This window comes from Anaeromyxobacter sp. SG17, from assembly GCF_022690695.1.
GTDB lineage: Bacteria > Myxococcota > Myxococcia > Myxococcales > Anaeromyxobacteraceae > Anaeromyxobacter > Anaeromyxobacter soli.
The window spans coordinates 1-21447 of record NZ_JALCYX010000025.1 but is presented as its reverse complement, the minus strand read 5'-3'; the positions used below and the strand labels follow the sequence as shown (position 1 = coordinate 21447).

Here is a 21447-nt window from a genome sequence, read left to right as displayed (position 1 = left end):
CGGTGCGCGGCGAGATCTCGTCCACGACGAGGTCTCGCCGCGACCCCGCCGGGCCGGCCACGCCCGGAACCCAGCGGATTCCCGTGGTGTCGGTCCGGAGTCCGGCGTGGCACGGCGCCTGCGATTCCCCTCCGTGCCCAGCGAGCGAGACCGATGGCCGGTCCACCGGGCGACGGAGAACGACGATGGAGACGCCCACGATGCAGACCCCCACGACGCAGACCGCCACGACGATGAAGCGGCCTTCCCGCACGCCCGTGCCGATGAACGGCGTGGACACGCCGACGCTCTTCGCGACCATCGGGGCGGTGAAGCAGCAGCCCGAGCTCGGGAGCTTCCAGTTCCGGGCGACGAACCACTGGCAGCAGGGCACCCACAGCCGGACCCGCATCGAAGGGTTCAGCGGCGCGGGCGGCGAGCACGCGCACGCGCGCGAGTTCAGCTACGACGCCGATCACCCGGCCGTCCTCACCGGGCGCGACCAGGGGCCGACCCCGGTCGAGTTCCTGCTCCACGCGATCGCGGCCTGCCTCACGGCAGGGATCGCCAACATCGCCGCGGCGCGCGGCGTGACCCTCTACGAGGTCGAGTCCACCGTCGAGGGCGACATCGACCTGCGTGGGATCCTCGGGCTCTCGGCGGAGGTCCGCAACGGCTACCGCCAGCTCCGCGTGAGCTTCCGGATCAAGGGCGACGCGCCGGCGGCGAAGCTCGAGGAGATCGTCGCGCAGTCGCGGGCCCGCTCGGCGGTCTACGACGTGCTGACGAACGGCGTCCCGGTCGCGGTCTCGGTGAACGCAGCGTGAAGTGCCGATGGGGACCGCCGGCCGACGCGCGACGCGCGCCCGCCGGCGGCCTCCCGCCACGCTCCTCGGGGAGATGCCATGAAGCGCACGGACGTGGTCGTCGTCGGAGGTGGGCAGGCAGGTCTCGCCGCGAGCCGCTGCCTCCAGGCGCGCGGCGTGGATCATACGGTCCTGGAGCGCGGGCGCGTCGGCGAGCGCTGGCGCTCGGAGCGCTGGGACTCGCTCCGGCTGCTCACCCCCCGCTGGCAGTCGCGGCTCCCGGGCTTCTCCTACCGCGGCCCCGATCCGGACGGGTTCATGTCCCGGCGCGAGGTGATCGGGTACCTCGAGGCGTACGCGCGCTCCTTCGCGGCGCCGGTCGAGGCGGGCGTCGCCGTCCACGCGGTCGAGCGCGACGGCGACGGCTACCGGGTGACGGCCGATCGCGGCGCGTGGCGCGCCCGGAGCGTCATCGTCGCCACCGGTCACTGCGACCGGGCCCACGTCCCACCGCTCGCGGCAGAGCTCCCCGCGGACGTCGTCCAGCTCGTCCCGGCGCGCTACCGGAACCCCCGGGCCCTGCCCGCCGGCGGAGTCCTCGTGGTGGGCGCGTCCGCGACCGGCCTCCAGCTCGCGGACGAGCTCCACCGCTCCGGCCGGCCGGTGACGCTCGCGGTGGGCAGGCACGTCCGGCTGCCCCGGCGCTACCGCGGCCGCGACGTGATGGAGTGGCTCGACGCGACGGGCATCCTCGACGAGGGCGCGGACGCCGTGGCGGACCTCGAGGCGGCCCGCCGCCAGCCGTCCCTCCAGCTCGTCGGCCGCCCCGACCATCGCACGCTCGATCTCGGCGTGCTCCTCGACGAGGGCGTCCGGCTCGTCGGACGGGTCCAGGGCGTCGAGGGCGGCCGCGTGCTCCTCGCCGAGGACCTGGACGAGACGATCGCGGCGGCGGAGCGGCGCCTCGCGCGGCTCCTCGGGCGGATCGAGGCCCACGTCGCGCAGAGCGGCGCGGCGGCGGTTCCGCCGCCGGAGCCCATCCGCGCCATCTCACCGCCCCCTGCCCCGCGCGCGATCGACCTGCGCGCGGACGGGATCCGGACGGTGATCTGGGCCACCGGCTACCGCCGCAGCTACCCCTGGCTGCGCGTGCCGGTGCTCGACGAGCGCGGCGAGATCCGCCACGCGGGCGGCGTCACCCCGGCGCCCGGGCTGTACGTGCTCGGGCTCCAGTTCCTGCGCCGCCGCAACTCGAGCTTCCTCGACGGCGTGGGCAAGGACGCCGCCGTCCTCGTGGATCACCTGGCCACGCGCCTCGCGCGCCGGTCCGCCGCCTGAAGGAGAGGAGAACACCATGACGACCACGACCGCCTCCCTCATCCGCCCCGAGTACGACGCGCTGGTCGTCGGGGCCCGCTGCGCCGGCGCCGCGACCGCGATGCTGCTCGCCCGCGCGGGGCTGCGCGTCCTGGTGGTGGACCGGGATCGCGAGGGGAGCGACACGATCTCGACCCACGCCCTCATGCGCGGCGGCGTGCTCCAGCTCGCGCGGTGGGGGCTCCTCGACCGGCTGCGCGCGACGGGCACCCCCGCCGTTCGCAGCGCGACGTTCCACTACGGGCACGAGGCGCTGCCGTTCGCGGTGAAGCCTCGCGACGGCGTGGATGCGCTCTACGCGCCGCGGCGGACGGTGCTCGACCCGCTCCTCGTCGACGCCGCCCGCGCCGCCGGCGCGCAGGTGGTCCACGGCGCCGCGCTCGCGGAGGTGGTCCGTGGCCCGTCGGGGCGGGTCGAGGGAGCGGTGATCGAAGGGCTCGACGGGAGCCGCGCGCGCGTGGCGGCGTCGATCGTGATCGGCGCCGACGGCGCGCGGTCGAGAGCTGCCCGCCTCGTGAGCGCCCCCACCGAGCGCGCGGGCCGCCACGCGTGCGGAGTGGTCTACGGGCACTGGTCGGGTCTCGAGGTGGAGGGCTATCACTGGTACTACCGCCCCGGCGTGAGCGCCGGCGCCATCCCCACCGGCGACGGGCGCACCTGCGTATTCGCCGCGCTGCCGCGGCCGCGGCTCCTGGACGCGCTGCCCGGAGGCGCGGACGCCGTCTACCGGGAGGTCCTCACCGAGGCTGCGCCCGAGCTCGCCGCCGCGCTCCGAAGCGCCCGCCTCGACGCGAGGCTCCAGCCCTTCCCCGGGATCCCTGGCTTCATGCGCCGTGCGTGGGGACCGGGCTGGGCGCTCGTCGGCGACGCCGGGTACTTCAAGGACCCGATCACCGCCCACGGGATCACGGACGCGCTGCGTGACGCGGAGCTGCTCGCGCGCGCGGTGGTGAGCGGCACCGAGGCCGCGCTGGCCGGCTACCAGACGGCGCGAGACGCGGCGTCGGTGGAGCTGTTCGAGGTCACCGATCGCATCGCCTCGTTCGAGTGGGACCTCGAGGAGGCGAAGGGGTTGCACAAGCTGCTCGCGCGCCACATGGCGAGCGAGGTGGAGCTGCTCGGCACGCTCGACGAGACCTCCGGCGGCGCGACGGGCCCGTCTGCCGCTCTCGGCGTCGCCGGCGGGATCGCAGGTCGCTGAGAGGTCCGAGAGGAGGCGGAGATGACGACGAGCGAAGCGTGGCCGAAGGGTGCTCCTCGCGTCGGTCAGCGGGCGGAGCGTCGGCGGAGAGTCGAAGCCGAGGACATCCGGCGTTTCACGGCGATCAGCGGGGACCGGAACCCGCTCCACTACGACGAGGCGGCCGCGCGCGCCTCGCGCTTCGGCGAGATCATCGTGCAAGGCGGGGTGACGAGCGCGATCCTGAACGCGGTGGTCGCCGAGGATCTGCCCGGGCCGGGGACCGTCTTCCTGCACGTGGACTGGAGCTTCAAGGCCCCGGCGCGCCCGGGGGACACGCTCACCGGCGCGGTCGAGGTGCTGAAGGTGCGAGAAGACAAGCCCATCACCGAGCTCAGGACCACCGTGACGCGCGGTGACGGCGTGGTGGCGCTGGAGGGGACGGCGCTCTGCTACACGGTGCCGCTGTAGAGAAGACCTCGCGTCTCGGGGCTCTCGCGCGCGCACCGCGCGGAACCGAAGCTCCCCGACGCCGAGGGTGAGGTGGTACCGTGGCCGCCAGCGCAGGCGTCGCCGCGGGCCGGGCGCCGGAGATCGCATCGTGCTCGAGCCGGACGTCACGCTCACCGACCTCGGCCTCGCCCTCGAGTGCGCCGCGTTCGCGGTGCTGCTCTCGAGGGAGGGCGGCGCGCGCGCACGGCGGTGGTTCGCCGGGTTCTTCGCGGTGCTCGGCGCTGCGGCGGCGCTGGGCGCGATCGAGCACGGGTTCGTGGCGGACAAGACCTCTTCGGTCGGCGCGGTCGTGTGGAGCGCGACGCTGCTCGCCGTCGGGCTCGGGGCGGTGGCCGGCTGGGGCGCGGGGGCGCGGCTCGTGCTCGGCCGCCGCGCCGCGCGTGCGCTGACGGGCGGGGTCGCGCTGGCGTTCGGCCTCTACGCGGCCGTGGTCCTCGGGGGCGAGCGGCGCTTCGCCGTGGCGATCGCCTTCTACCTGCCGGCGGCGCTCTTCCTCCTCGTGGCCTTCCTGCTCGCCGGCCGGCGCGCCGAGGCGCGCGTGAGCGCCGGCGCCTGGGGCCTCGGGCTGACCTTCGTGGCGGCGGCCATCCAGCAGGGACGCATCGCGCTCCACCCGCGGTACTTCGACCACAACGCCCTCTACCACCTCGTCCAGGCGGTGGGCCTGTACCTCGTCTTCCGCGGCGCCCGGCTCGCGACGCGCCCGGCGGCGACGCCCTGATCGGCGCCGCCGCCCGGGAGCCGGGTCGATCCGCCAGGACGAGGCCGGCGCGCCGTCCGGCCAGCCGCCGGCGGTGGCCTCCGCCACCCGCTCGCGGCTGAGGGGGCGGGTGCTCACATTCGATCCAGTGCGCGACGTCCGTCTGCTGAGCGAATCCCGTGTCGCCGAGCGGTCGCTCGCCGTGCTGGCGACCGGCGCGGCGCTCGCGTTCTGCTACCTCGCGCGCGAGCTCCTCGTCCCGAGCGTGGTCGGGATCATCCTAGCGTTCACCGTGCACCCGGTCGTCGCGGCGCTGGAGCGGCGCAAGGTGCCGCGGTCCGTCGCGGCTCTCCTGGGGACGCTCCTCGCCCTCGCGGTGGTGGCCGCCCTCGTCGCGCTGCTCTGGAACCGCGTCGCGGCCTTCCTCGACGAGCTCCCCAGCTACGAGGGGCGGCTGCGGGAGGCCTCCGCGGCGGTGGCGCGGCGGTTCGTGCACTTCCGCGCGCAGACCGAGCAGATCGCGAAGCCACCGTCGCGGCCGGGCGCGGTGCGCGTGGAAGAGGGGATCCCCTGGGGACAGGTCCTCGTCGGCACCGCGCAGGGCGCGATCGCGGTGGCCGCGGCGTGCACCGTCGCGATCTTCGTCCTCTACTTCGCGCTCGCGGAGGGACCGCGCTACCACGCCAAGTTCCTCGCGCACGCCGGCCGCGATCCCTCCGCGCGCGCCCGCGCGCTCGCGGCGTTCGAGGAGCTCCACCGCGACGTCGAGCAGTACATGCTGAACCGGGTCGGGCTGAACGCGCTCCTCGGGCTCGTCACCTGGGGGATCTACGCCCTGTACGGCCTGGAGCACGCGGCGGTGTGGGGGATGGCCACCGCGCTCCTGCACTTCATCCCGTACGTGGGCCCGGCGATCGGGCTCGCGCTCCCGACGCTCATGGCGCTCCTCCAGTACGGTTCGCTGAAGCACGTCCTCGCCGTCGGCGGGATCTACCTCGCGCTCGTGTCGATCCAGGGGAACGTCGTCGACCCGATCTTCCTCGGCAAGCAGCTCAGGCTGAACTCGCTCGCGGTGTTCCTCGGCTCGCTGTTCTGGTTCTGGGTCTGGGGTCCCATCGGCCTGTTCGTGGCGGTGCCGGTGCTCTCGACCATCCGGATCGCGTGCAAGTACATCCCGCGGGTGGGGTTCATCTCGGACTTCCTCGCGGAGTAGAGCGCGGCGGCCCGTCCGGCTCGCCTGTCTGTAGCATCAGGCACGAAGGGCGCTCCGCCCCCGTTGCCGGCGCATGCGAGAATCGAGAAGGACTGAACATGCGCAAGGCTTCCCTGTTCCGGCTGCTCGACCCCGTATCCGCGGCCATCGCGCGCCAGCTGGCCGGGCCGCGAGGCTGGTTCGGTCGCACCGTCATGACCCGGGTCCTGAACCGCGGGAACCGCGCCCTCATCGAGGCGACGCTGGAGGGCGTCGCGCTCACGCCGGGGCACCGGCTCCTCGACGTCGGCTTCGGCGGGGGCGCCCTGCTCGAGCTCGCGCACGCCCGCGGCGTCCGGAGCCTCGCGGGCGTCGATCCGTCCGACGCGGCGGTGGCGTGGCTGCGCGCGCGGCGCGCGCGGTTCGGCGGGTCCGAGCTCCGCCTGGAGCGCTGCGCCGTCGAGGCGCTCCCCTTCGAGGAGGCGAGCTTCGACGTCGTGGCCTCCACGAACACCGTCTACTTCTGGCCGGACCTCGCCCAGGCCTTCTCCGAGCTGCACCGCGTGCTCCGGCCGGGCGGGCTCCTCACCGTGGGCTTCTCGAGCGCGGCGAAGCTCCGCGAGTTCGGCGGCATCACCCGGCACGGGTTCCGGTTCCACGAGAACGCCGCGCTCGTCGCGGCGGCCGAGGCGGCTGGGTTCAAGGACGTGCGGCTCGTCGAGCTTCACGGTCGAGTCACGCAGGGCGACCTCGTGCTGCGGGCGTGCCGCTGACGCGGTCGTCGCGCGAGCGGACGAGTCCACCTGCGCCACGCCCGGCGTTGCGCCCCGCGCCGGCCGGCGGCGTGCCGGGGCTCGCAGCGGCGCCGCGCGTTGTGTCGATGGGCGGCTCATGCCACTCTCGCGACATCTGTCGCGTTCGAGAGACGACGAGCCGATGAGCCGACTTGAGACCGGAGCTGCCGCGGAGCCGCTCGACGCTCCGTGGCCAGCCGAGCACCTCGAGGTCCTGGGCCGGTGCCCCGCCTGCGCCTCCCCTTCCCGGACGCTCCTCTTCGAAGGGCTGAGCGACCGGATCTTCCGCGCCGCGCCGGGTCGCTGGACGCTCTGGCGCTGCTCGGGCTGCGGCGCGGCCTACCTCGACCCGCGCCCGGACCTCGCCGGGATCGGGCTCGCCTACCGCACCTACTACACGCACGGGGGGACCGCGCCGCGGGACGTCTTCGCCGCTGGCGGTGGGCTCCGGCGGGCCGTGAAGCGGCTCCGCCACCACGCCCACTACAACGCCGCGTTCGGTTACGCGTTGCGACCGGCCGCGCCTCTGGCCCGGTGGGTCGCTCCGCTGAGCGCGGCCGCGCGAGCGCAGGCCGGCCAGCTCATCCGTCACCTGCCCGCGCCGGCGGGTCCCGGGAGCCGGCTGCTCGACGTGGGCTGCGGCAACGGGGACTTCCTGCGCATCGCCCGCCGCCTCGGCTTCGACGTCATGGGGCTTGACCTCGACGCCGCGGCCGTCGCGCGCGCAAGGGGATCGGGGTTCACGGTTCTCGCGGGAACGATCGAGGAGGCCGCGCTCGACCCGGAGAGCTTCGAGCACGTGACCCTCAACCACGTCGTCGAGCACCTGCACGATCCGGTCGGGACTCTCCGCAGGGTGCTCGCGCTGCTTCGGCCGGGCGGACGGGTCTGGGTCCAGACCCCGAACCTGGACGCCGAGGGGCTGAAACGCTTCGGCGCCGACTGGCGCGGCCTCGAGCCGCCGCGCCACCTCACCCTCTTCGACGCGAGCAGCCTGGAGCGCGCGCTCTGCGCCGCCGGCTTCTCCCGGATCGCGCTGCTGCCGCCGAAGCCAGACGGCGCGTACTTCTTCGCGGAGAGCCTCGCCATCCAGCGGGGCGCCCCCGTCGACCGGAGCGAGCGCGCCCTCCGTCGCCGGATCCGCTCCGAGGCGCGCCGCGCCGACCGCGTCGCGCGGCGGCAGCCCGAGCGAGGCGAGTGCATCACCTTCGTCGCGCATCGCCCGGCGTGAGCGCTGCCGAGCAGGGGGCCGCCGGCAGCGGCTTCGTGCGAGAGCCGCCGAAGCGGTCGCAGCGAGCAGACGTCGAGGGGCCGCGAGTACCCCGCCCGCCGTTGCGCCTCGCGCCGGCCGACGGCATGCTGCCGCCGTGCCCACGCTCCGGGACTGGCTCGCCTCGGGACCCTTCACCCTCGCGCTGTCGTCCGGGTTCTTCGGGTTCTACGCGCACGCGGGCGTGGTGCGGTCCTCGAGGACGAGGGGCTGCTCCCCGCGCGCGTCCTCGGCTCGAGCGCGGGGGCGCTCGTGGGAGGGCTCTGGGCCGCCGGGGTCCCTGCGGGGCGGCTGTGCGAGGAGCTCGTGGCGCTGCGCCGCGAGCACTTCTGGGATCTCCGCCCCGGGCTCGGGCTCCTGCGCGGAGCGCGATTCCGGGCGCGGCTCGAGGCGCTCGCTCCTGCCGGGAGCTTCGAAGAGTGCCGCGTTCCGCTCGCCGTGTCCGTGTTCGACGTCCTCGCGAGGCGCACCGCCGTGCTCGACGATGGCGAGCTCGCTCCGGCGATTCACGCTTCGTGCGCGCTCCCGTTCCTGTTCCAGCCGGTTCGGATCGGGAGACGCCTGTACCTGGACGGCGGCGTCCTGGACCGCCCCGGCCTCGCCGGCGCGCTCGCCGGAGAGCGCGTCCTCTACCATCACCTCACGTCCCGCTCGCCCTGGCGCCGGCGGGGCAGCCCCGCGCTCCGCATCCCGGAGCGCCCGCGCATGCAGGCCGTCGCGCTCCACGGGATCCCGCGCGTGAGCCCGTTCCACCTGGAGCGCGGCCCCGAGGCGATGGAGCGCGCGGCGGAGGGCATGCGGAGCGCGCTCGCGCGCGAGCTGTCGCGGGGGTGATCGCCCCGTCGGGCGACGCGCCTTCGCCGCTCAGTCCCAGGGGCAGGAACGCTGGCACTTCATCCCGGCCGGCGTGACGGGCTCGATCCGGCCGCGGCTGCGGTCGAGCCGCCATGCCTTGCGGGGGCGCGAGAACACGCACCGCGCTCCCGGCGGCACCGGCGGATCGTCGACCAGCGCGACGAAGTCCCGGTCCGGGTTCGCCGCGCCGGCGGGGGTGCAGGCGAAGCCGATCGCGTGGCCGCGGGGGACCTCGACCCGCAGGGCGTCCACCACCCGGTCCTCGCTCCTCAGGAACACGATCGCCTGGCCACGGCGGTTCCAGATCACCCACCCGTACCGCGGGGTCGCTCCGGGCTCGTCGACCAGCCACGTGTCCTGGAGCTTCCACGAGGCGAACTGGCCGCGCCCGGGTTCGGGGAGCGGCTGCCCCACGAGCGCGCGGGGATCGGCGTCCCTGGCCCGCGAGGGGACCGCGACGAGCAAGGCGGCAGCGAGGAGGGTCGCGAGCATCCCCCCATGCTCGCCTGGATCCAGCTCGATGTCTCCGGGTACGGGTGGTGCGCCCTGCGTCAGACAGCGCTAAGGCCCGATTGCGATCGATCCGCGTCAGTGGACGAGAGGTGCGGATTTCACGCCGTCCGGCGTCGCCGCCTTCGCCGCGCACCGCTGGAACTCCGCGAGGTGGTCGATGTAGTCCTGCCGGTCGCGCGGCTTCATCCGATCCGGCAGGAGATCGATCGCACGCTGCTGCATGCGCACCGCCTCCCCGCAGTCCCCGAGGCCCGCGAGCACGCCCGCGACGGTGTCGACGATGGCCGGATCCCAGGGCGCCGCGACGAACGCCTTTTTCGCGAGCGGCAGCGCCTCTCCGGGGCGGCCGCTCCGGAGCAGGTTCCAGGCGAGCGCGTTCAGGGGCTCCGGGTTCTCCGGCGCAGCCGCGACGGCCCGCCGGAGCGCCGCCTCGCGGCCGGACACGTCGGACTCCGGCAGCACGTCACCGAGGAAGAGCCACGCCCGGGCGTCGTCGGCGTGCGCCTCCGTCGCCTTGCGAGCGAGGGCGGCGGGCTCCGCGCCGCGGGAGCGTGCGGCGACGGTGAGCGCCACCACGTTGCCGGGGTCCTCCGCGAGCGCCTCCGTCACCTCGGCGTCGAGCTTCTCCGGGGGCCACCGCATGGCCGACGCGAGCGAGAGGCGGACGTCGTGGACCTCGGCCGGGAGCATCGGCCGCTCGCGGACGGGGTGATCCTTCACGAGGTGGAGGTCGCGGTACCTGAACCTGCCGCGCGCGACATGGCTCCCGAGCTCCGCGTCCAGCGCGTCGGTCGCGCCGGGAACGGCGGGATCCCACTGCGGGAACACGTCTCGCCAGGCGACGTCGGGATCGTCGCCGCGCACGAAGCGCGCCTGGAGCGCGTTGAACTCCACCGGGTGGACGTTGATGAGGTAGTGCACGAGCGCCCACGACACCGCGTACTGAGGCAGCTCCAGCGCGCCGCGAGCGGTGAGCACCTCGCGCACCTTCCCGAAGTACGGGTACACGAGCGCGTGGTAGTGGCGCGGCACGCCTCCGACCGTGGGCGTGTTGCCGAGGCCGCTCGAGCCCACCGTCTCCATGTACGCGGCCATCCCCTCGGCGAACCAGCGCGGCTGGCGCGCGAACGCGCGCGCCGCCATGTAGTGCGTGAGCTCGTGCGCGAGCGTGGTGCGCACGCCGTACGGGAGCGCGCCGTCGAGCACGACGAGCGGCTCGCCGTGGAGCGTGCCGAAGAAGGCGGCCAGGGACGCGGGCGCGAAGCCCAGGAACTCGTCACGCGTCCGGAACACCACCACGCGGATCGTGCCCGGCATCGCCGGCGGAGTGCCGAACAGCGCCGAGCGGAGCGCGAGGTGGAGCATCTCGAGCTCGCGCGTCAGCTCCTGCGCGCCGCGGGAGCCGAGGTCCGTCGTGACGACGAAGTGCTCGGAGCGGACCTCGCGCCAGGGCACGCCGCCTTTCGCCGGGCAGGTGAAGCTCGTCGAGAGGTGGGCGCAGCCGGTCGCGAGGGCGATCACGGCAGCCATTGCGGCACGGGGGACGTTGCGGCGGAGCATGCGGGACAGCCTACCGAGAGTGCACCTTCCGGTTCAACTCTCCGCGAAAATCTGCGAAACGAGCTGGAGGCCGGGTCCGGGACTTCACGGCACTGTTCGTGAGACGACTCCGGGTGATAATGCGTTCGGAGTGCGGCGCGTGCGGCCGAAAACGAGAGGCAGCGTACGTACCCTGCGTGACTGCGCCGCTGATCTATGATCTCCTCGGAGCCCCATGTCGCGCGCACTCGTTGCCTCCGTGGGCTACGTCCTCATCTATGGTGGTTGTTTGGCGGTGCTCCTCACCGCTCCTGGATTCGACGCGAGCGAGGTGGCCGCCGTTCTGCTTCTCCTCGGTGTGGCACCAGCGCTCGCAGCCTGGCTCGCGACGATCGGCGCGACCCCACGGGCGCAGCCGGTGCACGAGCCAGCGCGCGAGCTCTCGTGGATCGCGCTCCTTCTCGTTGCCATCGGCGTGGGGTTTCTCGGCTACGGACTTTCCGCGGTGAGGGCAGCGGTCACCAATGAGCCCGCGCGATCGGTCGCCATTCTCACCGCCAAGTTGGCTGTCATGGTGTGGGTGCCTGCGCTCGTGTTCCGCCGCCTTGGCTACTCGTGGCGGCAGCTGTTCGAGTTCCCAGGACTCGACTGGATCGAGCTGCGGACCCTTCTCGTCATGATGGGGTTGTTCTCGATCATACAGCTTCGATTCGGGCGCGGTCCTCAGGCCATCGGCACGCTCATGGCCGAGTATGAGCTCTCGGCCTGGCAGGTGATCGCGATGGCGTTACCGGTTTGGGCCTGGCTGGCGGTCGAAGCAGGGCTCGTGGAGGAGTTCCTGTTTCGTGCGCTGCTCCAGTCGCGCATGGCGGCGTGGCTGCGATCGCCTGTCGCTGGTGTGCTGGGAATGTCAGTCCTCTTCGCGCTCGCGCACGCGCCGGGGTACGTGCTGCGAGGCGCACACACCGTGGAAGGCATGGCCAGGCCGCCGGAGGTGCTCAGCGCCGCTGCCTACGCGATGGTCATGTTGTCCCCCATCGGTGTCGCGTTCGGCATACTCTGGGCGCGCACCCGGAACCTCACGCTCGTGGTCGTGCTGCACGGCTGGGGGGATCTCATCCCCAACCTCGCCCCTCTGATCCGCGCTTTCGCGAGCTGATCCGGGCGCGCGCCCGGCCGTCGTCGTCAGAGGTCCAGCCTCGCGGGAGCGCACCGCCGGTTGCGGAGTGCGTCAGCGTCGCGAGAGCCAAGCACGCGTAACTCCGCGATTGACGCGCGTGATGCGCGTCGGCCGTGTACCGCGATTACTCTGGGTCGGGGCGCTCTACCGCGATTACTCTGGGTCGGGGCGCTCTGGGGTCGGGGCGCTCTGACTTCCGTCTGGCGCTCCACGGGATCCGCGCGCGCGGGCTCCGGCAGGGCGCCGGGGCAGGCCCGGCGCGGGCCTGGTCCTGCGGCCTCAAGACCAGGCGTGGATGCGGCGGGCCGCGACCGCCACGCCGCCGAGCGCGGCGGCCGCATCCACGCCGACGACGCAGAACTCCGGGGCGGGCCCGAGCACCAGCTGCCGCTGCCAGCTCTCGCCGGGAGGGAGCCTCGCGAGGAACTCCGTGTAGGGGACTCCGTCGGGCTTCGAGCACCACGTCGTGCGGTCGAGGGCCCCTTCACCGCCCGGAGCGACGAGGCGGTAGAGGCCGCCATGGCCTCCGCCCGCGAGCCGCGCGGCCGCGTCGTGTGGGTCGCGGCGGGCGCCGGAGACGGCGGCCTCGTTGAGCGCCCCGAGCGCGGCGAAGTCGTCCACGAGGTACCAGTCCTCGAACGCGCGCGGGACCGCCAGCCACGGCGCGGCCTCCACCTCGTACACGCGCGAGGCGCGCAGGCCGGGAGGAGCGTTGGACGCGAGGGCGCGGTGAAAGGCGACGAGAGACTCGACGTAGCGCCCGGCGTCCACCGTCGGCGCCGGCCAGTGCCAGAAGAGGTACGCGAGCATGTCCTCGTCTGTACTGGACCGAACGCTCCGGTCGCAACCTCCTGAGCGTCGTACGGTCTCGCGCCGGGAGCGTGGAGGGCGACGAGGAAGAAGCGGCGCCAGCGGAGGAGAAGACGCTAGGGCCCCGGCGGCACCGGCGAGCAGCTCCCGGCACGGCAGCTGCCACCCGGGCACTGTGAGTCCATCGAGCACTCCGGAACCCCCGGCGGCAAGGACGAGCACGCTCCCATCCGGCAGGAGCCGCCGGGACATTCGGAGTCGAGGGCGCAAGGCATGTGCTCGCGCGAGGCGTACGAGCACACGCCGAGCTGGCAGCGCCCACCGGGGCAGTCGGAGTCGATCGAGCACTCCTCGTGCGTGTCCGGCGCGGCGGCCGTCTTGCCGTGTCCCGCCGCGACGCATGCCACGGACGCCGCGATGGGGAACATCAGGGCGCAGGCGATCAACCGAAAGTTCATGGCCATCTCCGCTTCGAGCCAACCCGCCTCCGCTCGAAAGGTTACCGCAGTCTTCGGGGTACGAGAGACGACCTCGAACGCTCATCCCTTCGTCGCGCTCCATGCGAGATGATTGACGAGCCCGAAGTCGGTCGGGCGTGCGTCGCGTGAACGACGGAACGGTTATCGTGCTTCACCGTCTGTGGTCTTCTTCGGGATTACCGGGCGTCGGTGGGGGACGAATGACACGCGATCGGGTGCAGGATCCGGCGGCGCCTCGCGACATCGTGCCCTGGTCGAGCGTCCGGGACTGGGCGCCCATCGCGGCGCTCCTCGGACGGAACGTCGCCGCGCTGCGGGGCGAGGTCGCGGCGCTGCCGGACGGGATCGAGGGCGTCGCGCTCCTCGAAGACGGCACGCCGGCCGCCGTGGGGCTGTGGGTCGCGAAGGGCCTCACGGAGACGGGCCGGTGCGCGCTCACGTGGCTCGCGGGACCGGCGCCGGGGGCGCTCGCGATCGTGGACGAGATGGAGGCGCGCGCGCGGAGCGCGCAGGCGCGGACGCTTCGCGTCGTCGAGCGCGACGCCCCCGGCGTCGGTGCGAAGCTCGAGGCGCGGGGCTACCAGCCGGCGGACGCCGTCGTCGGCATGCGCCGCACGCGCCCGCGGCCGCCGCTCGCGCTGCCCGCCGGTCTCGCGGAGGTCGGCCTCGAGCAGGTCGGGCTCGACGCCTGGGCGGCGCTCGAGAACGACGCGTTTGCCGGGGTCGGATTCACGGTCCCCGTCACCGCGGAGGACGGTGCACGCATCGTGGCGGCGCCAGGGTTCGACCCGAAGCTCCTGCGGTTCGTCGTCGACGCTGACGGCGCCGTCGGCCTGCTGCGCGGCGTCGTGGCGCCCGAGCGCGAGGGGGAGGACGAGGTGGAGACGATCGCGGTCGCGTCGCGCGCGCGGCGTCGCGGACTCGGGCGATGGCTGCTGCGCCGGTGCGAGGCGCTGCTCGACGCGGCCTGCGCACGCGAGGTCGTGCTGCGCGTCGCGGCATCGAACGCGCCGGCGCTCGCGCTCTACCGCGCGGAGGCGTGGGTCGAGCGGTGGCGGCGGGGCGCGTGGGAGCGGGCGCTCTGACGCGTTCGCATGCGGCGCCAGTTCGAACCCGGCTTCCCGCTCCAACTCTCGAGGCCGGAACCTGGTGGCTTGGTCGCCCCTACGTTCCGGCCTCTCTCTTGCTGTCCGAGGCTCCTTGAGCCGGTCGGCAACGTTGTGACGTTCGTTCGCCACGAGTGGCTTCTTGAGGCTGGCGCGGCCGTTGCCGTCAGGATCGAGCGAGCTAGCGACGCCCAGAGTCAGTCACTACGTTCCTTCAGCGCGACGTTTCACCCATGGGGGAGACGATGGCTCAGGCGATAGTTCACAAGTCGGGTGAGGGTAGGGCCTTCTGGATGCTCGGAGGGCTCTACGAAGTCCTGCTGTCGAGCGACGAGTCGAATGGCGAGGCGACGGTCATGCAGATGACCATGCCCGCAGGCATGGGGCCGCCTGCACACGTTCACCGTCGCGTTGTGGAAACCGTGTACGTCGTCGAGGGAACGCTCACGTTGCACGTCGACGGGAAGAAGCTCGAGTGCGGGCCCGGATCGCTGATCCGCATCCCCGCCGACAAGCTCGAGCACTTCGAGCCTACGAGCAAGCTCCGCGTGGTCGTGACCTACGAGCCGGGTGGGATCGACAAGTTCTTCGCCGAAGCGGGCGAGCCGGCGCAGCGGCGCGAGATTCCTCCGGCGCCGACTTCGCCGCCGGACGTGGATAGGTTGACCAAGCTCGGCGCTCGCTACGGTCTCGAAATCCAGACGTCCGCGTGACTCTCGATCAGTACTCCGCCAGTTCACGCTGGCGTCGCCCGCGCGCGCGTCCCAGTCGCTGCCGTTGACGCTCCAGCGCTGACCGACGCAGGGAGGCGCCTCGTCGAGGGCGCCGGCCCGGCGCTGGGACAGGTACGACTTCGAGCCGATGGTGGAGGAGCAGCTCCGCACCGGCCAACTGCAGCGGGTCCTCGAGCCCTACGCCTCTGCCGTGCCTGGCTTCTTCCTGTACTTTCCCAGCCGCGCGCAGCGCTCCCCGCCGCTGCGGCTCTTCATCCAGACCGCGAGGGAGTTGGCCGTACGGGCAGCGTGAGCCGCTCACCCGTGGCGCACGACGGTTGGTGGCAGGCATCAGGAGCCTTGCCGGGAATCGTAGGGGGCGCCGCGACTTCGGAACGAACGCCGAGCCGGAACCCTCAGTCCACAAAGCAGAGGGGTCCCGCCTCTCGACGGAACCCCTCGGAAGAACTGGAGCGGGAAACCGGGTTCGAACCGGCGACCCTCAGCTTGGGAAGCTGATGCTCTACCAACTGAGCTATTCCCGCGTCGCGGACCAGTTTTTGCCGTGAAGGGGCCCGGGAGTCAAGGAGTTCGGCCGGGTGGAGCCGCCCGGGGCATGCGGGGTGCGTGGGCGCCGCCGACCGGCTAGAACGGCAGCCGTGAGCGACGAAATCCGGCGGCGGATCGAGGACGGGGTGGCGGCGCTGCGGGCGCGCTTCGGCGAGAAGCTGCGGGCGACGCCCTCGCTCTCCGACGCCGCGCCGCAGGGGGACGGGCCGCGGAACCGGCACGGCATGCCGAAGGAGCCGCCGGGCCAGAACGTCTTCGAGAAGTCGGAGTGGCCGGTGCTTGATCTCGGCGAGACGCCGGAGATCGCGCCCGAGCGCTGGCGGCTCGTGGTGGACGGGGCCTGCGAGGCGCCGCTCACGCTCTCCTTCGCCGAGCTGATGGCGCTCCCGCAGGAGGACGTGGAGGCCGACTTCCACTGCGTGACCGGCTGGTCGGTCCTGGACCTCGCCTTCCGCGGCGTGCGGCTCGAGACCGTCCTCGCGCTCGCGCGGCCGCTCGCGGAGGCGACCCACCTCATGGCGCACGCGTCCGACGGCTACTCCACCAACCTGCCGCTCGAGGAGGCGCTCAAGCCCGACGTCCTCCTCGTCCACGCGGTCGAGGGCGCGCCGCTCCCGCGGGCGCACGGCGGGCCGGTGCGCGTGGTGACGCCCCAGCTATACGCCTGGAAGGGCGCGAAGTGGGTCTCGCGCCTCGAGCTCATGACCCACGACCGGCGCGGCTACTGGGAGATCCGCGGGTACTCGAACACCGCGTACCCGTGGCGCGACGACCGGATGTGGTGAGCTCGGCTACTTCTTCTTCGCGAAGCGGCGGAAGAAGGCCACGATCTGCTTCTCGGCGTCCTTCCAGCCGATCTCCGGGGCGGGCTCGTCCTCCTCGCCCTCGATCCAGATCCCGCCGCAGGACTCGCAGGTGTCGTAGGTGACGGCGCGCTTCTCGCCGCCCTCGACCACCACGAGATCGACGTTACAGGCCGGGCACATCCCCGCGATCTCGTCCGCGTTCACGTAGCCGCCGAGCGCCGACAGCGCCGGCAGGTTCGCGTGCAGCAGCATCTTGTTCAGGTCCGCGACATCCACCACCCAGACTCCGCCGCACTCGCCGCAGCGGTGCACCACGCTGTCCTCGTGGGAAATCTCGGCCATCTCGACGCTGCACCGCGGGCAATCCATGACGGAAACGGGTCCTCCTTGGGACCGTGAAGCACGAGGATCAGGAAAGGGATCCGAGCGAAGCGCCGGAGCTATCCAGGAAACCCCCGGATACTAGGCAGAAGGCCCGGGACCTTTCAACGGACTTTCGGCGCTGCCGCCTCGCCGCATACCCGGCGAAGGGCGGCGATCAGCCGGCGCAGGCGCTCCGCGTGGAGCTTCAGGGCCACCCGGTTCACCACCAGGCGCGCGGAGACGTCGAGGACCGTCTCCTCGATGACGAGCCCGTTCGCGCGAAGGGTCTCCCCGGTCTCGGTGATATCGACGATGGCGTCGGCGAGGCCGAGCGAAGGGGCGACCTCGATGGAGCCGTGGAGCGGGATGATCTCCGCCGGGATGCCCTTCTTCGCGAAGTGGTGGGCGGCGAGCGAGAGGTACTTGGTGGCGACGCGGGGCGCGACCCCGCGGGGGAGGGGCTTCGCGTCCCGGTGCCGGGCCACGATCACCGTGCAGCGGCCGATCCCGAGGTCGAGCGGCTCGTACAGGTCGCGCGGCTCCTCCCGCAGGATGTCGAGCCCCACGATGCCGACCGCCGCCGCCCCGTGCTCCACGTAGCTCGCCACGTCCGCGGCCCGGATGGAGATGAAGCGCAGCCCCGCCTCGGGCGCGTCGGCGGCGAGCTTGCGCGTCCCGTCGAGGAGCTTCTTCGGGGAGACGCCGAGGGCGCGCTCGAAGAGCGCCGACGACTCCTCCAGCAGCCGGCCCTTCGGGACCGCGACCGTGATGATCTCGCCGTTCACGCCTTCTCCCGCCGGATGCGCGCGCCGAGGGGCGCGAGCTTCTCCTCGATCCGTTCGTAGCCGCGATCCAGATGGTACACGCGATGGACCTCGGTCGTGCCCTGCGCGGCGAGGCCGGCGAGGACGAGCGCCGCCGAGGCGCGCAGGTCGGAGGCCATCACCGGCGCCCCGGAGAGCCCCGGCACGCCCTTCACCACCGCGGTCTTCCCGTCGACGGCGATGTCTGCGCCGAGCCGCTGCAGCTCGTGCACGTGCATGAAGCGGTTCTCGAAGACGGTCTCGGTGATCTTCGACGACCCGTCGGCGAGGCAGAGCAGCACCATCATCTGCGCCTGCATGTCGGTGGGGAAGCCGGGGTGCGGGGCGGTGCGGACGTCCACCGGGCGCGGGCGGCCGTCGCCGACCACGCGCAGCCCGCCCTCCACCGGCAGGACCTGGGCGCCGACCGCCCGGAGCTTCTCGACGAGCGCCTCCACGTGCGCCGGGACGCAGCCCTTCACCGTCACGTCGCCGCCGGGCAGCGCGCCCGCGACGAGGAACGTGCCCGCCTCGATGCGGTCAGCGATCACGACGTGGTCGATCGGCCGGAGCGACTCGACGCCCTCGATCCAGATGTCGTCGGTGCCGTCGCCCTCGATGCGGGCGCCCATGCCGCGGAGCGCGTTCGCGAGGTCCACGATCTCCGGCTCGCGCGCGCAGTTCCGGAGCAGCGTCTCGCCCTCGGCGAGCACCGCCGCCATCATGACGTTCTCGGTGCCGGTGACGGTCTGGCCGTCGAAGGTGAAGGTCGCGCCCCGGAGCCGGCCGCGCGGCGCGGTCGCCTCGACGTAGCCGTGCTCGAGGTGGATCTCGGCGCCGAGCGCGGCGAGGCCCTTGAGGTGCTGGTCGATCGGCCGCGCGCCGATGGCGCACCCGCCCGGCATGGACACGCGCGCCTTGCCCCAGCGCGCGACGAGCGGGCCGAGCACGACGACCGAGGCGCGCATCGTCTTCACGAGCTCGTACGGCGCCTCCGGCTGCACGGCGGCCGGGACGCGGATCCACAGGGCGCCCTTCTCGCCCGCGTTCCGCTCGGCCTGGCAGCCCATGTGGCCGAGCAGCCGCCCGAGCGTGCGGACGTCCGCGAGATCGGGGACGTTGCGGATGCGGTGCTCACCCTCGGCGAGGAGGGAGGCAGCGATGATGGGGAGGGCCGCGTTCTTCGCGCCGGAGGCCTCGACGCTGCCACGCAGCGGGACGCCGCCTTCGATGAGGATCTTGTCCAATTCCACTCCGTGCCCGCGGCGCGCGCCGCGGGTGTTGCACCGCGCGTGACAGCGCGGGCCCGTCGGGCCCAGACCGGGCGTCGAGGCGGGCGGATTCTACGCCGGGTGGGGCCCGCCCGCCATGTGGGCCACCACCAGCCTGGGCAGCCCGGCGTGGTCCCGGCGGGCCTCCGCACGCTCGAAGCCGGCCTGCAGGCACAGGCTCGGCAGCTCGGCGAGGTGGCCCTCGTGCATCTCCAGCACGAGCGTTCCCCCGGGGACGAGCCGCGCCGGTGCGCCGGCGACGATGCGGCGGAGGAGCGCGAGTCCGTCGGCCCCCCCGTCGAGCGCGATGCACGGCTCGCGCCGCACCTCGCGGGAGAGCCCGGCGAGCTCGCCCGTCGGAACGTAGGGCGGATTGGAGACGATCACCTCGAACAGCGCGTCCCCGTGGACCGCCGCCCACAGGTCGCCGTGGGAGAACTCGACCACGGCGCCGAGCCGGGCCGCGTTCTCCCGCGCCACGGCGAGGGCGCCCTCCGAGGCGTCGGTCGCGAGGACGCGCGCGTCCGGCCGCTCGAGGGCGACGCTGACGGCGATCGCGCCGGAGCCGGTGCAGAGGTCGAGGAGCCGCCCGCCCGGCGGCAGCGCCGCGAGCGCCGCCTCGACGAGGAGCTCGGTCTCGGGGCGCGGGACGAGCACCCGCGCGTCCACCGCGAACGCCCGGCCGTAGAACTCTCTCTTGCCGACGAGGTAGGCGGTGGGCTCGCCCTCGCCGCGGCGGCGGACGAGCTCGCGGTAGGCGGCGAGCTCGGGCTCGCCGAGCGGCTTGTCGAAGTCGAGGTAGAGCCGGACCCGATCGCAGGAGAGCGCGTGCGCGAGGAGCACCTCCGCCGTGAGGCGCGGCGAGTCGACGCCCTTCTTCGCGAAGAACTCCTGGGTCCAGGCCAGGAGCTTCAGAGGGGTCCAGGACGTGGTGATCATGCGGGGGCCGCGCCCCCGTCCCCGCGCGCCGGGAGCGCCTGTTCACGCGTCGTCATCGGTGGCGGGGGGTGGGGCTCACGCGCGCCGCTCCGCGGCGCCCTCGGCGGCGTTCCCGCGCGACGCCTCGCGCAGGGCCGCCGCGGCGTAGAACGTGCGGCACGCGTCGATGACGTCCTGGACGTCGCCATCCATCACGGCGGGCAGGTTGTGCCGGGTGTAGTTGACGCGGTGGTCGGTGAGCCGGTCCTGCGGGAAGTTGTAGGTCCGGATCTTCTCGGAGCGGTCGCCCGTGCCGACCTGGCTCTTCCGCGCCGCGTCGCGCGCGCTGCGCTGCTTCTCGAGCTCGATCTCGTAGAGCTTCGCGCGGAGCATGCGCATCGCCATGTTGCGGTTCTTGAGCTGGCTCTTCTCCTGCTGGCACTTCACGATGATGCCGGTCGGCTTGTGCGTGAGGCGCACGGCCGAGTCCGTCGTGTTGACGCTCTGGCCGCCCGAGCCGGTGGAGCGGAACACGTCCATCTCGATGTCGGCGGGGCTCACCTGGATGTCGATGTCCTCGGCCTCGGGCATCACCGCGACGGTCACCGTCGAGGTGTGGATGCGCCCCTGCGCCTCGGTGGCGGGCACGCGCTGCACGCGGTGCACGCCCGACTCGTACTTGAGCCAGGAGTAGACCTGGTCGCCGGCGATGTTGACGGTGACGTCCTTCACGCCGCCCAGGTTGCCGCCCGAGCTGTCCGCGACCTCGGCGCGCCAGCCTCGCCGCTCGGCGTAGCGGAGGTACATGCGCAGCAGCTCCGCTGCGAACAGCCCGGCCTCGTCGCCGCCCGCGCCGGCGCGGATCTCGAGGATGACGTCCTTCTCGTCGGCCGGGTCCCTCGGCACGAGGTAGATCTTGAGCTGCTCCTCGGCGGGATCGACCTGCGGGCGGAGCAGGGCGAGCTCCTCCTTCGCCATCTCGCGCAGCTCGGGGTCCTTCTCCGCCAGCAGCGCCTCGTTGTCCTCGATGTCCTTCACGAGCCGCCGGTAGGCGCGGAGCGCCTCCACGGTGGGCTCGAGCGACGCGCGCTCCTTGGACACCTTGCGGAAGCGGTCGCCGCTCGACGCGACGCCGGGATCCGACAGGAGCGCGGTGAGCTCCTCGAAGCGCTGCTCGATCGCCTCGAGCTTCTTCAGGACTTCCTGGGACAGCATGGGGGCACGTTCTTAACCGCTCCGGGCCTCGCCCGGCAAGGCGCACGGGGGCGTAGGGCGCGGCGGAGCGCCGCCTTTGCGCGGCGTCGGCGCGGGAGGGATGATGCGCGCCCGTGGACGGACGGATCGTCATCCGGAACGGGATCGTGCCCCCGGCGGGCGCGGGCGCGACCGTCGTGGTGGAGGGGCGGCGCATCGTCCTCGTCGCGCCGCCGGGCCGGCGGGTCGAGGGGCGGCCGGGCGACTGGGACGTGGACGCGGACGGGCGGCTGGTGGTGCCCGGGATGATCGACGCGCACACCCACCTCGCCCTCGGGTCGCTGCAGCGGCTGGCGGGGCTCCCCGGGCGCCCCCCGCCCACGATCTCCGATCTGCGCGCCGGCCTCCGCGGCCGGGCCGAGCGCCGCGCCACCCCGGAGCGCCTCGGGGCGCTGGCGCGGGCGGGCGCGCTCGCCGCCCTGCGCGCGGGCGTGACCTGCGCGTTCGATCTCGTCC

Annotated in this window: 22 protein-coding genes, 1 tRNA gene and 1 pseudogene; 15 read left to right on the top strand and 9 right to left on the bottom strand. The window is 73.3% G+C overall.

What is annotated here, in order from left to right; genetic code table 11:
- Nucleotides 1–185 precede the first annotated feature (185 nt).
- The 9 genes from MNY60_RS11550 (at nt 186) to MNY60_RS11510 (ending at nt 8645) form a co-directional block, all read left to right on the top strand.
- Entirely contained in the window at nt 186–806 is a 621-nt protein-coding gene (locus MNY60_RS11550) for an OsmC family protein (RefSeq protein ID WP_242337230.1), read from the top strand.
- A 78-nt stretch (nt 807–884) separates the two neighbouring features.
- Nucleotides 885–2123: an NAD(P)/FAD-dependent oxidoreductase gene (locus tag MNY60_RS11545; RefSeq protein WP_242337228.1), complete on the top strand. Its 1239-nt coding sequence runs from the start codon at nt 885–887 to the stop codon at nt 2121–2123.
- A 16-nt stretch (nt 2124–2139) separates the two neighbouring features.
- Nucleotides 2140–3363 (top strand): NAD(P)/FAD-dependent oxidoreductase, encoded by a 1224-nt coding sequence (locus MNY60_RS11540; RefSeq protein WP_242337226.1) that lies wholly within the window; start codon nt 2140–2142, stop codon nt 3361–3363.
- Nucleotides 3364–3384: 21 nt separating this feature from the next.
- Nucleotides 3385–3813, top strand: a complete 429-nt coding sequence (locus tag MNY60_RS11535) for a MaoC family dehydratase (RefSeq protein WP_242337224.1) — start codon at nt 3385–3387, stop codon at nt 3811–3813.
- A gap of 130 nt (nt 3814–3943) precedes the next feature.
- On the top strand, nt 3944–4576 hold the full coding sequence (locus MNY60_RS11530; protein WP_242337222.1) for a hypothetical protein: 633 nt from the start codon (nt 3944–3946) through the stop codon (nt 4574–4576).
- A 181-nt stretch (nt 4577–4757) separates the two neighbouring features.
- Entirely contained in the window at nt 4758–5768 is a 1011-nt protein-coding gene (locus tag MNY60_RS11525; RefSeq protein WP_242337220.1) for an AI-2E family transporter, read from the top strand.
- Between the two features lie 98 nt (nt 5769–5866).
- A complete protein-coding gene (locus MNY60_RS11520) occupies nt 5867–6520 on the top strand; it encodes a class I SAM-dependent methyltransferase (RefSeq protein WP_242337294.1) in 654 nt (217 codons plus the stop codon).
- 163 nt (nt 6521–6683) lie between these two features.
- Nucleotides 6684–7772 (top strand): bifunctional 2-polyprenyl-6-hydroxyphenol methylase/3-demethylubiquinol 3-O-methyltransferase UbiG, encoded by a 1089-nt coding sequence (locus MNY60_RS11515; RefSeq protein ID WP_242337218.1) that lies wholly within the window; start codon nt 6684–6686, stop codon nt 7770–7772.
- A 3-nt stretch (nt 7773–7775) separates the two neighbouring features.
- Nucleotides 7776–8645 (top strand): patatin-like phospholipase family protein, encoded by an 870-nt coding sequence (locus MNY60_RS11510; RefSeq protein ID WP_308197128.1) that lies wholly within the window; start codon nt 7776–7778, stop codon nt 8643–8645.
- A 30-nt stretch (nt 8646–8675) separates the two neighbouring features.
- Here MNY60_RS11510 and MNY60_RS11505 read toward each other — a convergent pair whose 3' ends face one another.
- Both MNY60_RS11505 and MNY60_RS11500 read right to left on the bottom strand, forming a co-directional pair.
- A complete protein-coding gene (locus MNY60_RS11505; protein ID WP_242337213.1) occupies nt 8676–9158 on the bottom strand; it encodes a hypothetical protein in 483 nt (160 codons plus the stop codon).
- Between the two features lie 96 nt (nt 9159–9254).
- A complete protein-coding gene (locus MNY60_RS11500; RefSeq protein ID WP_242355039.1) occupies nt 9255–10739 on the bottom strand; it encodes a hypothetical protein in 1485 nt (494 codons plus the stop codon).
- 274 nt (nt 10740–11013) lie between these two features.
- Between MNY60_RS11500 and MNY60_RS11495 the strand changes: the two genes are divergently transcribed.
- Nucleotides 11014–11877 (top strand): CPBP family intramembrane glutamic endopeptidase, encoded by an 864-nt coding sequence (locus MNY60_RS11495; protein ID WP_242355044.1) that lies wholly within the window; start codon nt 11014–11016, stop codon nt 11875–11877.
- Nucleotides 11878–12177: 300 nt separating this feature from the next.
- Here MNY60_RS11495 and MNY60_RS11490 read toward each other — a convergent pair whose 3' ends face one another.
- A complete protein-coding gene (locus MNY60_RS11490) occupies nt 12178–12708 on the bottom strand; it encodes a hypothetical protein (RefSeq protein ID WP_242337207.1) in 531 nt (176 codons plus the stop codon).
- Between the two features lie 679 nt (nt 12709–13387).
- Here MNY60_RS11490 and MNY60_RS11485 point away from each other — a divergent pair.
- The 3 genes and pseudogenes from MNY60_RS11485 to MNY60_RS11475 form a co-directional block, all read left to right on the top strand.
- Complete coding sequence (locus MNY60_RS11485) at nt 13388–14272, top strand: N-acetyltransferase (RefSeq protein WP_242337203.1); 885 nt, start codon at nt 13388–13390, stop codon at nt 14270–14272.
- 314 nt (nt 14273–14586) lie between these two features.
- Nucleotides 14587–15006 carry a cupin domain-containing protein gene (locus MNY60_RS11480; protein WP_242360648.1) on the top strand — a complete coding sequence of 140 codons (420 nt, stop codon included), beginning with the start codon at nt 14587–14589 and terminating at the stop codon, nt 15004–15006.
- Nucleotides 15007–15139: 133 nt separating this feature from the next.
- Nucleotides 15140–15319, top strand: a pseudogene (locus tag MNY60_RS11475) (LysR family transcriptional regulator); the annotation flags it as partial.
- Nucleotides 15320–15475: 156 nt separating this feature from the next.
- Here MNY60_RS11475 and MNY60_RS11470 read toward each other — a convergent pair.
- Nucleotides 15476–15551, bottom strand: a tRNA-Gly gene (locus MNY60_RS11470).
- Between the two features lie 114 nt (nt 15552–15665).
- Here MNY60_RS11470 and MNY60_RS11465 point away from each other — a divergent pair.
- Nucleotides 15666–16361 carry a sulfite oxidase-like oxidoreductase gene (locus MNY60_RS11465; protein ID WP_242337200.1) on the top strand — a complete coding sequence of 232 codons (696 nt, stop codon included), beginning with the start codon at nt 15666–15668 and terminating at the stop codon, nt 16359–16361.
- 6 nt (nt 16362–16367) lie between these two features.
- Here MNY60_RS11465 and MNY60_RS11460 read toward each other — a convergent pair whose 3' ends face one another.
- From MNY60_RS11460 to prfA, 5 genes are all read right to left on the bottom strand, one after another.
- Nucleotides 16368–16751, bottom strand: coding sequence for a zf-TFIIB domain-containing protein (locus tag MNY60_RS11460; protein WP_242337198.1), 384 nt, complete (start codon nt 16749–16751; stop codon nt 16368–16370).
- Nucleotides 16752–16867: 116 nt separating this feature from the next.
- Nucleotides 16868–17530, bottom strand: a complete 663-nt coding sequence (gene hisG / locus MNY60_RS11455; protein WP_242337196.1) for an ATP phosphoribosyltransferase — start codon at nt 17528–17530, stop codon at nt 16868–16870.
- Nucleotides 17527–18795, bottom strand: a complete 1269-nt coding sequence (murA, locus tag MNY60_RS11450; RefSeq protein WP_242337195.1) for a UDP-N-acetylglucosamine 1-carboxyvinyltransferase — start codon at nt 18793–18795, stop codon at nt 17527–17529. The genes hisG and murA overlap by 4 nt, the downstream gene beginning before the upstream one ends.
- 96 nt (nt 18796–18891) lie before the next feature.
- The gene (gene prmC / locus MNY60_RS11445) at nt 18892–19758 is read right to left on the bottom strand and encodes a peptide chain release factor N(5)-glutamine methyltransferase (RefSeq protein WP_242337193.1); all 867 of its coding nucleotides are present in this window, start codon (nt 19756–19758) and stop codon (nt 18892–18894) included.
- 75 nt (nt 19759–19833) lie between these two features.
- Nucleotides 19834–20952, bottom strand: a complete 1119-nt coding sequence (prfA, locus tag MNY60_RS11440) for a peptide chain release factor 1 (RefSeq protein ID WP_242337190.1) — start codon at nt 20950–20952, stop codon at nt 19834–19836.
- A gap of 113 nt (nt 20953–21065) precedes the next feature.
- Here prfA and MNY60_RS24260 point away from each other — a divergent pair.
- Nucleotides 21066–21447 (top strand): amidohydrolase family protein (locus MNY60_RS24260; RefSeq protein WP_242360647.1); only part of this gene is annotated, 382 nt, incomplete at its 3' end.

Bases quoted from the DNA above. Each gene is read 5' to 3' on its own strand.
- MNY60_RS11550 (WP_242337230.1), top strand. From the start codon at position 186: ATGGAGACGCCCACGATGCAGACCCCCACGACGCAGACCGCCACGACG.
- MNY60_RS11545 (WP_242337228.1), top strand. From the start codon at position 885: ATGAAGCGCACGGACGTGGTCGTCGTCGGAGGTGGGCAGGCAGGTCTC.
- MNY60_RS11540 (WP_242337226.1), top strand. From the start codon at position 2,140: ATGACGACCACGACCGCCTCCCTCATCCGCCCCGAGTACGACGCGCTG.
- MNY60_RS11535 (WP_242337224.1), top strand. From the start codon at position 3,385: ATGACGACGAGCGAAGCGTGGCCGAAGGGTGCTCCTCGCGTCGGTCAG.
- MNY60_RS11520 (WP_242337294.1), top strand. From the start codon at position 5,867: ATGCGCAAGGCTTCCCTGTTCCGGCTGCTCGACCCCGTATCCGCGGCC.
- MNY60_RS11515 (WP_242337218.1), top strand. From the start codon at position 6,684: ATGAGCCGACTTGAGACCGGAGCTGCCGCGGAGCCGCTCGACGCTCCG.
- MNY60_RS11505 (WP_242337213.1), bottom strand. From the start codon at position 9,158: ATGCTCGCGACCCTCCTCGCTGCCGCCTTGCTCGTCGCGGTCCCCTCG.
- MNY60_RS11500 (WP_242355039.1), bottom strand. From the start codon at position 10,739: ATGCTCCGCCGCAACGTCCCCCGTGCCGCAATGGCTGCCGTGATCGCC.
- MNY60_RS11490 (WP_242337207.1), bottom strand. From the start codon at position 12,708: ATGCTCGCGTACCTCTTCTGGCACTGGCCGGCGCCGACGGTGGACGCC.
- MNY60_RS11485 (WP_242337203.1), top strand. From the start codon at position 13,388: ATGACACGCGATCGGGTGCAGGATCCGGCGGCGCCTCGCGACATCGTG.
- MNY60_RS11480 (WP_242360648.1), top strand. From the start codon at position 14,587: ATGCTCGGAGGGCTCTACGAAGTCCTGCTGTCGAGCGACGAGTCGAAT.
- MNY60_RS11460 (WP_242337198.1), bottom strand. From the start codon at position 16,751: ATGGATTGCCCGCGGTGCAGCGTCGAGATGGCCGAGATTTCCCACGAG.
- prmC (WP_242337193.1), bottom strand. From the start codon at position 19,758: ATGATCACCACGTCCTGGACCCCTCTGAAGCTCCTGGCCTGGACCCAG.
- prfA (WP_242337190.1), bottom strand. From the start codon at position 20,952: ATGCTGTCCCAGGAAGTCCTGAAGAAGCTCGAGGCGATCGAGCAGCGC.